Below are 12,659 nucleotides of genomic sequence, written 5' to 3'. Positions count from 1 at the left end.
AGCGACGGCGCGTACCTGTCGAACCTGAAACCCGGCGACGAACCCTGACGAAGGACTGCGATGACAACCCAGACCACGACCGCCCCCGACGCTCGTACGGATCGACCGGCTCGTACGGATCGACCGGCCCGTACGGAGCGCCCGGCTCGCACCCCGGGCCAGCGGCGGCAGGTCGGCCGCAAGCGCGGCGAGGGCCAGTGGGCGCTCGGCTACCGCGAGCCGCTGAACGCCAACGAGCAGCAGAAGAAGGACGACAACCCGCTGAACGTGCGGGCCAGGATCATCAACATCTACGCCAAGCAGGGATTCGCCAGCATCGATCCCGGCGATCTGCGCGGCCGGTTCCGCTGGATGGGTCTCTACACCCAGCGCAAGCCCGGCATCGACGGCGGCAAGACCGGATCGCTGGAGCCGGAGGAGCTCGAGGACTCCTACTTCATGCTCCGGGTCCGGATCGACGGCGGCGCGCTGAGCACCGAGCAGCTGCGGGTGATCGCCGGCATCTCCAGCGACTTCGCCCGCGGCAGCGCCGACATCACCGACCGGCAGAACATCCAGCTGCACTGGGTCCGGATCGAGGACGTGCCGGAGATCTGGCGGCGACTGGAAGAGGTCGGCCTGCACACCACCGAGGCCTGCGGCGACTGCCCACGGGTCGTGATCGGCTCGCCGGTGGCCGGCATCGCCGCAGACGAGATCATCAACGGCCAACCGGCCGTGGACGAGATCCGCGCCAAGTACATCGGCAGCCCGGAGTTCTCCAACCTGCCGCGCAAGTTCAAGACCTCGATCAGCGGCCACCCGAGCCAGGACGTGGTGCCGGAGCTGAACGACATCTCGTTCGTCGGCGTACGTCATCCGCAGTACGGTCCGGGTTTCGACCTGTGGGTGGGCGGCGGACTGTCCACCAATCCGATGCTAGCGCAGCGGCTCGGCGCGTTCGTGCCGCTGGCCGAGGTGCCCGAGGTGTGGGCCGGTGTGACCAGCATCTTCCGCGACTACGGCTATCGGCGGCTGCGCGGCCGGGCCCGGATGAAGTTCCTGGTCGCCGACTGGGGTACGGAGAAGTTCCGCCAGGTGCTGGAGGACGAGTACCTGCACCGCAAGCTGATCGACGGACCGAAACCTGAGACCCCCGTCTCAACAGGCGACCACGTCGGCGTGCATCGGCAGCACGACGGCCGCAACTACGTCGGCTTCAACACCTCCGCGGGCCGGGTCAGCGGCGACATCCTGGCTCGGGCCGCCGAGATCGCCGAGGCACACGGGTCGCAGCGGCTGCGGACCACTCCGATGCAGAAGCTTCTGGTCCTCGACGTGGACGACGCCGAGGTGGAGGGGCTGATCGCCGACTTCGCCGAGCTGGGCCTGTCGGCCAACCGCAAGGCCTGGCAGCGTTCGGTGCTGGCCTGCACCGGGATCGAGTTCTGCAAGCTGGCCATCGTGGAGACGAAGGCGCAGGCGGTCCGGGTGGCCGACGAGCTCGAGCAGCGGCTGGGTGAGCTGGACTCCCCGATCACCGTGCACCTCAACGGCTGCCCGAACTCCTGCGCCCGGGTGCAGACCGCCGACATCGGACTCAAGGGCCAGCTGGTCACCGGGCCGGGCGGCAACCAGGTCCCGGGCTATCAGGTGCACCTGGGCGGCGGGTTGGGCCTGGACGCCGGTTTCGGCCGCAAGCTCCGCGGCCACAAGGTGACCGCCGACGAGTTGCCCGACTACATCGAGCGGGTCGCCAAGGCGTACCTGGCTGATCGGCTCGACGGCGAACGGTTCGCCCAGTGGGTGGGCCGGGCCGACGAGGCGGTTCTGCTGTGACCAGCAGCGGTCCCGCGGTCAGCGAGCCGCGGGCCGAGCGGCAGGCGATCGCGTACTGCCCGTACTGCTCGGAGGAGACGTTGTTTCCCCGGGCGGGTGGCGGCTGGGAGTGCCGCAGTTGCCTGCGCGCGTTCTCGGTGACCTTCCACGGGCTGCTCTCGACCTCGCAGGATTCGACAGCCGGGGGCTCGACACCGGAAAGTAGGGATGAGCAGTGACTGTCTGCCAGACCCACCAGGATCGAGGCACCATCTCCGGACACGGAACCGACGCCGGTGACAGCACCGACCTGTCCCCGGCCGAGCTCGAGGCGCTCGCCGAGCGAGCCGGTCGGGAGCTGGAAGGTGCGCCGGCCGAGGAGATCATGGCCTGGGCCTTCGCCCGGTTCGGACGCCGGTTGGCCGTCACCTCGTCGATGGCCGACACCGTGATGATCCATCTGGCCGAGCGCACCGCGCCCGGACTGGACGTGATCTTCCTGGACACCGGCTACCACTTCGTGGAGACGATCGGCACCCGCGACGCGGTGGAACAGGTGTTCGACGTGAACGTGATCAACGTGACCCCGGAGCTGACCGTGGCGCAGCAGGACGCCAAGTACGGCAAGGATCTGTTCGCCAGCAATCCCGATCTGTGCTGCGCGATGCGCAAGGTCGAGCCGCTCGGCCGGGCGCTGCAGCCGTACAAGGCCTGGGCGACAGGTGTTCGGCGGGCCGACAACGCGCGCCGCGCCGGCACCAAGGTGGTCGGCTACGACCGCGCCAAGAAACTGGTCAAGATCGCGCCGATCGCGGCCTGGTCCGATGACGAGGTGGCGACCTACATCGACGACCACGGCCTGATCAGCAACCCACTGCTCGCCGATGGCTATCCTTCGATCGGCTGCGAGCCCTGCACCAGTCGTCCGATCGACGGCTCCGATCCGCGCAGCGGACGGTGGGCCGGTCGCGGCAAGACCGAATGCGGGATCCAGCTGTGACCGAGACCGTCGACAGAGAGCATGCCGATCCCATGACGCAGCCGAGCCCGTCCCCGACCCAGCCGACCGTCGCCGGCGCCGAACCGGTGCTGTCCACCGGGCTGTCCGGCCCGTCCAATCCGGTCCCGGCCGAGGTCACCGGAGCGACGGTCTGGTTCACCGGGCTGCCGTCGGCGGGCAAGTCGACCATCGCGCACGCGCTGGCCGATCAGCTCCGCGATGCGGGCGTCGACGTGCACGTGCTGGACGGTGACGACGTACGTCCGTACCTGTCCAAGGGGCTGGGATTCAGCCGGGAGGATCGCAACACCAACGTCACCCGGATCGGGTACGTCGCCCGGCTGCTGTCGTCGCACGGTGTGCTGACGCTGGTGCCGGTGATCGCTCCGTACGCCGAGGCTCGGGCCGCGGTCCGTGCCGACCATGCCGAGCACGGCGTTCCGTTCGCCGAGATCTTCGTCTCGACCAGCCTCGAGGTGACCGAGCAGCGGGACGTGAAGGGGCTGTACGCCAAGGCCCGCCGGGGCGAGATCACCGGGATGACCGGCATCGACGACCCGTACGAAGAACCGACCAGCGCCGAACTGGTGGTGGACACCTCCGAGGTGCCGCTGAAGCAATCGGTCGAACAGACCAAGGCGCTGGTTTCGACTCTCCTGGGCAGGCAACTGCCGTGAGAGCAAGCGTGAGAAAGGAAGCACAATGACCGCGCCGTCCCTGATCTTGCTGGGCCGTGGTGGCGCCGAGCCACGGGTGGCCCAAGTCAGTCAGGCTCTTCGGGTCGGACTCACCGAACTGCGCCCGGAGCTCGATGTCCACGCCGCATTCATGGACAACCCGCCGACCGCGCTGAACGTGATCAACAAGCTCACCCAGCGCGGCGTGACCGAGATCGTGCTGACGCCGTTGGAGCTCGCCGACGCCTTCGGCGGCGGAGATGATCTCGGTTCGATGCTGACCGCGATCCGGGCCGCGCATCCCGGGCTGCAGGTGGTCGCCTCCAAGCCGATCGGACCCGATCCGCAGTTGCTGTCGGTGGTCGATCGTCGGCTGCGGTCCGCGCTGCGGACCCGGCGGGTGACCGAGCTGGACGGGCTGGTCTTCCTCTCCGACGCCGGCCAGGACGTTCGCAGTCATGCGATCGTGGCCCGCCGCGCTCGCGCCTGGGCAGGTCACCACAAGCTGCCGTCGGTGACGGCCTTCGGCGGTGATCACGGACCGACCGCCGCCGAGGCTGTACGTACGCTGCACGCGCAGGGTCGTCGGCACGTGGCCGTCGGCAGCTGGTACCTGAGCCCGACCGAGGACTACCTGCACCAGGCCCGTCTGGCGTACGAGTCCGGTGCGATCGCCGTGTCCGCGCCGCTGGGTGCCGAGTCGGAGCTGCTGCAGGCCATCATCAGCCGGTACGTGGTCTCCGCGATGGATCTGGTCGACCTCGAGTCGCTCGTCGGTGACCAGCGCCCACAACTCGCCGTGGTCGGCGCCTGACTGCGATTGAACCGGCGGCGGCTGCGTGCCGTTTTCCAACCGTGGTTGCCAAACGAACGATCGCACGCCCGAATCGGAGCGAATTTGCCAACCGTGGTTGGAAAACGTCCAGCCCGTACGAGTCCCCGCCGCCCGAGGTCGGCTGCGGGGCGCTGCCCGAAAGCCTGGCCGCGTACAAGCTCCCGTTAGGGTCGAAGCCGTGACCACCAGCTATCACCTGCTCGCCGGCCCGGGCGTGTCCCGCGATTCGATCACCGATGCGGGGCTCTCCGAGCTGTACCGGCATCCCGATCCCGGCGATCGGGCTTGGGTGCGGACCAACTTCGTCAGCACCCTGGACGGGGCGGCTCAGGGTCCGGACGGTCGGTCCGGCAGCATCAACACCGCCAGCGATCGCAAGGTGTTCGCGCTGCAACGCGCGCATGCCGACGTGATCTTGATCGGCGCCGGGACTGCTCGGGCCGAGCACTACCGGGCTGTTGATCTTGAACCCTGGCAACGCGAGCTGAGGTCTCGGCTCGGGTTGGCACCGTACCCGACGTTGGCGATCATCTCCCGCAGTCGGGACCTGCCTGATGATCTCGCTCGACCGGCGGCCGGCGAGCAGGGCGGCCCGGTGATCTTGATCGCACCGCATGCCACCGGCGAGGCTCGACCGACGCCTGATCATGTCGAGTTGATCGAGTTGGATGATCATGATCTGGTGCCCTGCAAGGAGTTGATCACCGCGCTGGCCGACCGCGGACTGCGTCGCGTGCTCTGCGAGGGCGGACCGCACCTGAGCCGCCAACTGCATGCCGCGGGTTTGGTGGACGAGATCTGCCTGACCCTGTCGCCGCTGGTGATCGGGGGCCACGCCAGCCGCACCACCGCCGGCGCCCTGCTCGAGCCGGAACCGTACGAGCTGGCGCATTGCATCGCCGCCGACGATCAAGCCCTGCTGCTGCGCTATCTCCGCGGCCACCGCGCGCACTCCTGAGAGCTACGACTCGATTCTGTTGCCCTGTTCGTCCCAGTGGCCGGCGACCTTCTTGCTGGGTTGGACTCTGGGCGGCTCGCCGGGCATCTTGGGGTAGTCCGGCGGGTACGGCAGCTCGCCCAGACCATGATCACGTTCATCGCGCAGATAGAGCTCGAGGGCGGCAGCAAGATCACCGGGCTGACCGCGATAGAAGTCGGCCCACCGATCACCGCCGTCGGCGAACCTGGTGATCATGGTCTGCACGGTGAAGTCGTCCGGCCGGCAGTCGCGCAGCTCGTCCCACTGCAACGGCGCCGACACCCGCGCGTTCGGCGTCGGCCGGATCGAGTAGGCCGAACTGATCGTCCGATCGCGGGCCATCTGGTTGAAGTCGATGAAGATCCGCTCCCCGCGTTCTTCCTTCCACCAGTCGACGGTCACCTGCTCCGGCATCCGACGCGCCAGCTCGCGGCCGACCGCGATCACCGCATGCCGCGCCTCGATGAAGCCGAAGTCCGGTTTGATCGGTACGAAGACATGGATGCCGCGGCCGCCGCTGGTCTTGCAGAAACCGGTCAATCCGATCTCGTCCAGTACCTGCCGCAACTCGTACGCGGGCTCGATCGCGTCGGCGAAATCCGTACCGGGCTGGGGATCAAGATCGATGCGAAGTTGATCAACCTTGTCGGTGTCGGGTGCCGACACCGCCCAGGGGTGATAGCGCAGCGTGCCGAGGTTGGCCATCCAGACGATGCTGGCCAGGTCGTGCGGGCAGACCTCCTCGGCGGTCCGGCCGGAGGGAAAGGTGATCTCGGCCGTGCGTACCCAGTCCGGCGTGTTCTTCGGTGCCCGCTTCTGATAGAACGCGTCCCCGCGCGGGTCGGCGCGGGTGCTCAGCTTGGCGCCCTCCCGGAAGCCGCCCGGCCAACGCTCCATCGTGGTCGGCCGATCCTTCAACGCCGGCAGGATGCCGTCGCCGACCGCGACCACGTAGTTGACGATGTCGATCTTGGTCAGCCCCGGTTCGGGGAAGTAGATCTTGTCCGGACTCGATACCGCGACGGTGCGGTCGCCGATGGTCAACTCGGCCTTCGGGGTCGCCATGAGCCCTCACCCTATCCGCCCTGGCCGGTCCGCGGCCCGCTCTCTTTCGGATCCGGGAATTCGGACATCCGTGAGCCGGCGAGCCGCGGCAACTCTCCAGCACGAGTCGAGTTCTCAGCCCCCAGCCCGACCACGGGCCGCGCTCGCGGATCCAAGGAGGTTCCGGCGCTCGCGGACGGTCTATGGGTGTCTAGCCGCCTGCGATTCGCGCGGGAGCGTGTTCGGCTCCCTGCTCCAGGAATCTTCTCCGTGCCGTCCCGAATCCAAGCTCGCGCCGTGGAGGCTCCGGCGGACCTTCACCGCCCGAGATCCGGTCGCCGGTTCCCGCGTACGCTGAGGCGGGAACGTCCCGCGGGCTGCGTGTGTTGCACCGGGCGGATCGACGTAGGAGGAAGCGATATGACCACCGAACAGAACCAGTCCCCAGCCGCCGGCGTGGGCAAGATCATCAAGTCCGAGGACGAGTGGCGCCGGCAGCTCAGCGCCGCCGAGTTCCACGTCCTGCGCGAAGCCGGCACCGAGCGGCCGTTCACCGGCGAGTACACAGACACCAAGACCGCGGGCGTCTACCGCTGCCGGGCTTGCGGTGCCGAGTTGTTCCGCAGTGACGAGAAGTTCGAGAGCCACTGCGGTTGGCCGTCCTTCTTCGCCCCACTGGCGGAGGACCGGGTCCGCTACATCACCGACGACTCGCTGGGCATGCGCCGGGTCGAGGTACGCTGCTCAGCCTGCGACTCGCACCTGGGCCACGTCTTCGAGGGCGAGGGCTACAACACCCCCACCGACCTGCGCTACTGCATCAACTCCATCAGCCTGTCCCTGGAACCCGCGGAATAACCCACTGACAAGTCGGCTTACCAGGTGGCGACGATGTCGGCGAGTTCGCGCCGGCGGCCGGTGTAGAAGGGGGTCTCGGCGCGGGTGTGCCGGCGCGCCTCCGCCTTGCGCAGTTCGCGCATCAGGTCGACGATCTGATGCAGTTCGTCGGACTCGAAGGCCAGCATCCACTCGTAGTCGCCGAGCGCGAACGAGGACACCGTGTTGGCCCGGACTCCCGGGAACGGACGCGCCATCATGCCGTGCTCGGCCAGCATCTTGCGCCGTTCGGCGTCGGGCAGCAGATACCACTCGTACGAGCGGACGAACGGGTACACGCAGACGTACGCCTTGGGGTCCTCGCCGGACATGAACGCCGGCACGTGGCCCTTGTTGAACTCGGCGGGCCGATGCAGCGCGGCCTGCGACCAGACTGACTCCAGTTGATCACCCAGCGCCGATCGACGGAACGCGAGATAGGCATCCTGCAGCACCTGAATGTCCGGGGCGTGCCACCAGACCAGGAGATCCGCGTCAGCCCGCAACCCGGCCACGTCGTACCAGCCGCGGATGGTCAGATCCTCGCCGTCCGCGGCCTTCTCGATGTCGGCCAACGCATCTGCGGCGAGCTCCGCCGGATCCCCCTCGGGCCGCTTCGGCCGGCGGAACACCGACCACATCGTGTAGCGGATCGTGTCATTGATCTCCCGCGCCTTCACCGCAGTTCCTTCCGTTCATCGTCAACGTCGCCCCCATTCTGCGCTCCGGTTCCGAGCTGTCAGAAGGTGGTTGGGCTATAGGCCACCACCTTCTGACAAGTCGGTCAGAGGAGGGTGTCGGCGGCGGCGGTTGCGCTGGCCATGCACGCGGGCAGGCCGACGCCGTCGGTGTACGCGCCGGCGATCGCGATGCCGTCCAGCTCCGCGACCGCGGTCCGGATGTCGGCGATCCGGCGGCGATGGTCCAGCAGGTACTGCGGCAGGCCGCCGCCCCAGCGTTGCACCCGGACCCGTAGCGGTCGCACGCTCTGGAAACCCGGCACGAATCCGCGCGCCTCGGCGAGTGTTCGGCGAGCCAGTTGTTGATCATCGACCTGCAACAGCTGTTCCTCGCCGAATCTGCCGACGCTGGCCCGGACCACGGCCGTGCCGGGTCCGAAATCGGCCTCGGCCCGCTCCCTGATCCAGTCCCATTTGTTGGACGAGTAGGTGAACGCCTTGATCGTCGGCAACTCCCCCGGCGGCACCAGCAGCCCCGAACCCTGCAGCTCGGCTCCGGCCAGCACGAAGGTGATCACCGCCATCGACGCGTACGGGATCTCGGCCAGTCCGGCCGCCGCCGCGGGCGACAAGCCGGTGAGCAGCCGCGCGGTCGGTGCTGCCGGGATGGCCAGCAGCACCCGGTCGGCCATGATCAACTTCGGCTGCGGGACCGGACCGGTGATCACCTCGTACCGTCCGGACTTCCGCGTGAGCGACCGCACCGTGGCCCGAGTCAGGATCTTGACGCCGCGACGTTCAAGATCAGCAACGAGCGCGCCGATCAACCGGTTCACGCCGCCGATGAGCCCGGCGAACACCGGCGGCGCGACACCTTCGTCACCGGTGCCGTGATCATTGCTGCGTTTCGCCGCTGCTGCCACCCGCTGCGCTGCGGCCAGCAGCGAACCGCCCCGCGAGGCCTCGGTGAACAGGGCCGGATGCACAGCCTGGAAGGAAAGCCGGCGGGACTGCCCCGCGTACACCCCGCCGAGCATCGGCTCCAGCACCCGGTCGGTGACCTCGTCGCCGAACCTCGTCGCCACGTACCGGCCGATCTCCACGTCGCCGGTCAGCGGCGGTGCATCAAGATCAACTTCGGTACGGGCCCGGTCCAGCCCGGCGTCGGTCAGGTAGCCGCGCAGCGCGTCGAGATCGGTCGGCACGCCCAGGTTGCTCGGCGGCAGCGACCTGATCTGCCCGGCCAGGAAGGCTTGTGCCCGTGACGCGGTGGGATGCACGCGTTGATCATCGAGTCCCAACTCGGTGATCAACTGCAGACCTTCCGGTCGGCGGGCCAGCAGCGATTCGGCGCCGGCGTCCACGGTGAACTCAGTGTCGAGTGGGTTGCGTTGCGGTCCGCCGCCTTGCTCAGGATCCTGCAGCGCCAGTTGTTGATCAAGGTCGCCGAGGTCGTCCAGCGCTACCCCGTTGAGTTTGCCGCCGAGCCGGGGCGAGGACTCGCAGACGATGATCTCGGCGTCGGTCTGCTCGCTGAGCCGGCGGGCGGCGACCAGACCGGTGATGCCGCCGCCGACCACCAGGATCGTTCGGGTCACACCAGCGCCTCGGCCCGCAACGCCGGCCCTTCGGCATGCACCAGCTCGACGATCTTCGTCAGCACGTCCGGGTCGGCGTTCGGCGGCACCCCGTGCCCGAGGTTGAAGATGTGCCCCGGCGCATGAGCTCCGGAGCGGATGACGTCGCGAACCCGTTCGGCGAGCACCGGCCAGGGCGCCTGCAGCAGGGCCGGATCGAGATTGCCCTGAACCGCATGATCCGGCCCGATCCGGAGGCTGGCCTCGGCCAGCGGCACCCGCCAGTCGACACCGACCACGTCCGGTCCGGCCGCGGCCATCGCCGGCAGCAACTCGCCGGTGCCGACCCCGAAGTGAATGCTCGGCACTCCCAGTGCCGCCGCCCGGGCCAGCACCGCCGCCGAATGCGGCTGGACGAAGCGGAGGTAATCGACCGGCGCCAGGCTGCCCGCCCAGGAGTCGAACAGCTGCACGATCTGCGCACCGGCCTCGACCTGCACGGTCAGGAACGTCGCGGCGATGTCCGCCAGCCGGCCGCAGAGGTCGTGCCACAACTCGGGATCGCCGACCATCATCGCCTTGGTGCGGGCGTAGTCCTTGCTCGGACCACCCTCGATCAGGTAGCTGGCCAGGGTGAACGGGGCACCGGCGAAGCCGATCAGCGGGATCGGGCCGAGTTCGGCCACCAGCAGCCGGACCGACTCGGCGACAAAGTCGGCACGGCCCGGATCCAGCGGACGAACCCGATCCAGATCGCCGCGGCTGCGGATCGGCTCGGCGATCACCGGGCCGGTGCCGGCGACGATGTCCACGTCGATCCCGGCGACCCGCAGCGGCACCACGATGTCGCTGTAGAGCACCGCACCGTCGACGCCGTAGCGGCGGACCGGCTGCAGGGTGATCTCGGTCACCAGCTCCGGCCGGGCGCAGGCCTCCAGCATGCCGACCCCCTCACGGACCCGGTGATACTCGGGCAGCGATCGGCCGGCCTGCCGCATGAACCAGATCGGCAGCCGTTCGCCCTGCCGCCGCCGCGCCGCGGCCAGCAGCACCGGCTCCGCCGAGTCCGGCGGTACGGCAGCGGCGGGCCGGGCATAGGTAGCGGAGTGGGCAGGTTCGGTGGCGGACACGTGCTGAATCTTTTCACGGGCGGCGCGTCGAGACGATCGGGTGTGGGTGCCGCGGAATAGGCTCTCAGCCGTGGGTGCGAACCAGGTGAAGCCGGCACCGCCGGACGGCTTCCAGACAGTCCTGCGGCAGATCCGGTCTGCCAGTTGGCGCCCCGAGCTGCAGATCGAGGAGATCCCTGCACCACAACGGATTGCGCCGTTCGCCGCTGCCATCACCGCGGACGTGGTGATCGGCGGCGACGAGGTGGGCAGCGGCCGGCTGGTGTTGCTGCACGATCCCGCCGGCAACGCCGCCTGGGGCGGCACCTTCCGGCTGGTCACCTTCGCCCGCGCCGAGGTCGACCCCGAGATGGTCACCGATCCTCTGCTCGGATCGGTGGGCTGGAGTTGGCTGATCGACGCGTTGACCGGCCATCAGGCCGGCTTCCACTCGCCCAGCGGGACGGTCACCTCGGTGTCCAGCGAATCGTTCGGCGGGATGGCCGACGAACCGCCGCGCGCCGAGGTCGAGATCCGCGCCTCCTGGACCCCGGAGATCGAGGATGGCGAGCCGATCACTCCGCATCTGACCGGCTGGGCCGAGTTGTTGTGCATGACCGCAGGTCTGCCGCCGCTGCCCGAAGGGGTCGTCTCGATGCCGTCCCGGCGGTCGCCGCAGGGACGGACCGGTCGGCAACGGTGACCCGCGCGGGAGCCGACGATTCCGACGCGCCCGAGGCCGATCCCCCCGAGGTACGGGTCCTGAACGAGCCGTCCGAGGGCCTCGGCGAGGTGATCGGCGAGATGGCCGGACTCCGTACGGCGATCAACGCACTCGCCGGCGGCAGCGGACCGGTCGCGATCGACGCCGAACGCGCCCACGGTTTCCGCTACAGCCAGCGGGCCTACCTGATTCAACTTCGCCGCCACGATGCCGGCACCTTCCTGATCGACCCGGTCGCCCTGGCCGAGGCCGCCGCCGCGGATGGCATCAGCCACGGCGAAGCCGCCGGCACTCGGACCAGATCGTCGCGTACCCGGCCGTTGGCCGATCTGAGCAACCTGGCCGAGGCGATCGAGGACGCCGAGTGGGACATCCACGCCGCCAACCAGGACCTGCCGTGTCTGGCCGAGGTCAACCTGATTCCGCAGCGGTTGTTCGACACCGAACTGGCCGGTCGGCTGCTCGGCTATCCGAGGGTCAATCTCGGCACCCTGATCGAGGAGGTGTTCTCGGTCCGGCTGCTCAAGGAGCACTCCGCCGCCGACTGGTCCACCCGGCCGCTGCCCCGGGAGTGGCTGAACTACGCCGCCCTCGACGTCGAGTTGCTGGTCGAACTGCGTGACGCGCTGGCCGAGCAACTCGTTCGGGCCGGCAAGGACGAGTGGGCCCGGCAGGAGTTCGCCTGGCTCGCGGCCGGCGCCGGACGGCCGGCCGCGGTCCGGCCCGACCCGTGGCGCCGGACGTCGGGCATTCACAAGATCCGGTCGCGGCGCGGGCTGGCGATCGTGGCCGAGCTGTGGCACAGCCGCGACCAGATCGCCCGCCGCACCGACAACGCACCCGGTCGGATCCTGCCGGACTCTGCGATCACCGAACTGGCCGCGATCCGCAACCCGTCGGCTTCCTCGCTCCGGGAGGTGCCGGGTTTCAATCGCCGCGCCGCCGCTCGCTATCGGGCCAACTGGGTCGCCGCTCTGGAACGTGCGCTGGCGCTGTCGGAGCGCGAGCTGCCCGCGCTGCACCGGCACGCGTCCGGCCCGCCGCAGCAGGCCCGGCTGTGGGCCGGGAAGGATCCGGTCGCAGCCGCCCGGCTCTACCGGGTACGGGACGCGCTGGCCGACAAGGCCGAGGAACTGAACCTGCCGGCAGAGAATCTGCTCACCCCCGATTACCTGCGCCGGTTGACCTGGCGGCCGCCGACCGAGCTCACCGAGCGGAGTGTGAACGATCTGCTCGGCGGTTTCGGGGCTCGACCCTGGCAGCGTGAGATCGTCGTTCCGCTGATCACTCCGCTGCTCGTGGACGCGTGACGTCCGCTGCTCCTGGGCGGCTGAAATCGGACCTCGACAACCCCTCGCGCG

General features: G+C 69.1%; 13 protein-coding genes. 9 read left to right on the top strand and 4 right to left on the bottom strand.

Features of this window, described 5'->3' with window-relative positions:
• The first annotated feature begins 60 nt into the window (after positions 1-60).
• The 6 genes from FOE78_RS12655 (at position 61) to FOE78_RS12630 (ending at position 5,267) form a co-directional block, all read left to right on the top strand.
• The gene (locus FOE78_RS12655) at positions 61-1,818 is read left to right on the top strand and encodes a nitrite/sulfite reductase (RefSeq protein ID WP_143986610.1); all 1,758 of its coding nucleotides are present in this window, start codon (positions 61-63) and stop codon (positions 1,816-1,818) included.
• Positions 1,815-2,036, top strand: a complete 222-nt coding sequence (locus tag FOE78_RS12650) for a hypothetical protein (protein ID WP_143986609.1) — start codon at positions 1,815-1,817, stop codon at positions 2,034-2,036. Before FOE78_RS12655 ends, FOE78_RS12650 begins: the two co-directional genes overlap by 4 nt.
• A complete protein-coding gene (locus FOE78_RS12645) occupies positions 2,033-2,797 on the top strand; it encodes a phosphoadenylyl-sulfate reductase (protein ID WP_407662578.1) in 765 nt (254 codons plus the stop codon). The genes FOE78_RS12650 and FOE78_RS12645 overlap by 4 nt, the downstream gene beginning before the upstream one ends.
• A 32-nt stretch (positions 2,798-2,829) precedes the next feature.
• Positions 2,830-3,474, top strand: coding sequence for an adenylyl-sulfate kinase (cysC, locus tag FOE78_RS12640; RefSeq protein WP_143986608.1), 645 nt, complete (start codon positions 2,830-2,832; stop codon positions 3,472-3,474).
• A gap of 25 nt (positions 3,475-3,499) precedes the next feature.
• A complete protein-coding gene (locus tag FOE78_RS12635) occupies positions 3,500-4,288 on the top strand; it encodes a sirohydrochlorin chelatase (RefSeq protein WP_143986607.1) in 789 nt (262 codons plus the stop codon).
• A gap of 199 nt (positions 4,289-4,487) precedes the next feature.
• Positions 4,488-5,267, top strand: coding sequence for a pyrimidine reductase family protein (locus FOE78_RS12630; protein WP_168207504.1), 780 nt, complete (start codon positions 4,488-4,490; stop codon positions 5,265-5,267).
• Positions 5,268-5,270: 3 nt separating this feature from the next.
• Here FOE78_RS12630 and ligD read toward each other — a convergent pair whose 3' ends face one another.
• On the bottom strand, positions 5,271-6,353 hold the full coding sequence (ligD, locus tag FOE78_RS12625; RefSeq protein WP_143986605.1) for a non-homologous end-joining DNA ligase: 1,083 nt from the start codon (positions 6,351-6,353) through the stop codon (positions 5,271-5,273).
• Between the two features lie 399 nt (positions 6,354-6,752).
• Between ligD and msrB the strand changes: the two genes are divergently transcribed.
• Positions 6,753-7,190, top strand: coding sequence for a peptide-methionine (R)-S-oxide reductase MsrB (msrB, locus tag FOE78_RS12620; protein WP_143986604.1), 438 nt, complete (start codon positions 6,753-6,755; stop codon positions 7,188-7,190).
• A 17-nt stretch (positions 7,191-7,207) separates the two neighbouring features.
• Here msrB and hemQ read toward each other — a convergent pair whose 3' ends face one another.
• From hemQ to hemE, 3 genes are all read right to left on the bottom strand, one after another.
• Positions 7,208-7,888 (bottom strand): hydrogen peroxide-dependent heme synthase, encoded by a 681-nt coding sequence (hemQ, locus tag FOE78_RS12615; RefSeq protein ID WP_228265814.1) that lies wholly within the window; start codon positions 7,886-7,888, stop codon positions 7,208-7,210.
• A 104-nt stretch (positions 7,889-7,992) separates the two neighbouring features.
• Complete coding sequence (gene hemG / locus FOE78_RS12610) at positions 7,993-9,486, bottom strand: protoporphyrinogen oxidase (protein ID WP_143986603.1); 1,494 nt, start codon at positions 9,484-9,486, stop codon at positions 7,993-7,995.
• A complete protein-coding gene (gene hemE / locus FOE78_RS12605) occupies positions 9,483-10,595 on the bottom strand; it encodes a uroporphyrinogen decarboxylase (protein ID WP_210415073.1) in 1,113 nt (370 codons plus the stop codon). Before hemE ends, hemG begins: the two co-directional genes overlap by 4 nt.
• 70 nt (positions 10,596-10,665) lie before the next feature.
• Here hemE and FOE78_RS12600 point away from each other — a divergent pair, with 70 nt between their 5' ends.
• Positions 10,666-11,277, top strand: coding sequence for a DUF3000 domain-containing protein (locus FOE78_RS12600; RefSeq protein WP_210414562.1), 612 nt, complete (start codon positions 10,666-10,668; stop codon positions 11,275-11,277).
• A complete protein-coding gene (locus tag FOE78_RS12595; RefSeq protein ID WP_228265813.1) occupies positions 11,274-12,608 on the top strand; it encodes an HRDC domain-containing protein in 1,335 nt (444 codons plus the stop codon). The genes FOE78_RS12600 and FOE78_RS12595 overlap by 4 nt, the downstream gene beginning before the upstream one ends.
• Positions 12,609-12,659: the final 51 nt, after the last annotated feature.

Origin of the sequence: Microlunatus elymi (assembly GCF_007362775.1) — a bacterium.
GTDB classification, from domain to species: domain Bacteria; phylum Actinomycetota; class Actinomycetes; order Propionibacteriales; family Propionibacteriaceae; genus Microlunatus; species Microlunatus elymi.
Note: the sequence above shows the minus strand (reverse complement) of the source record. Positions and strands in the feature narration are given on the sequence as shown.

Coding starts and splice junctions, on each gene's coding strand:
- cysC (WP_143986608.1), top strand. CDS start 2,830: ATGACGCAGCCGAGCCCGTCCCCGACCCAGCCGACCGTCGCCGGCGCC.
- FOE78_RS12635 (WP_143986607.1), top strand. CDS start 3,500: ATGACCGCGCCGTCCCTGATCTTGCTGGGCCGTGGTGGCGCCGAGCCA.
- FOE78_RS12655 (WP_143986610.1), top strand. CDS start 61: ATGACAACCCAGACCACGACCGCCCCCGACGCTCGTACGGATCGACCG.
- msrB (WP_143986604.1), top strand. CDS start 6,753: ATGACCACCGAACAGAACCAGTCCCCAGCCGCCGGCGTGGGCAAGATC.
- ligD (WP_143986605.1), bottom strand. CDS start 6,353: ATGGCGACCCCGAAGGCCGAGTTGACCATCGGCGACCGCACCGTCGCG.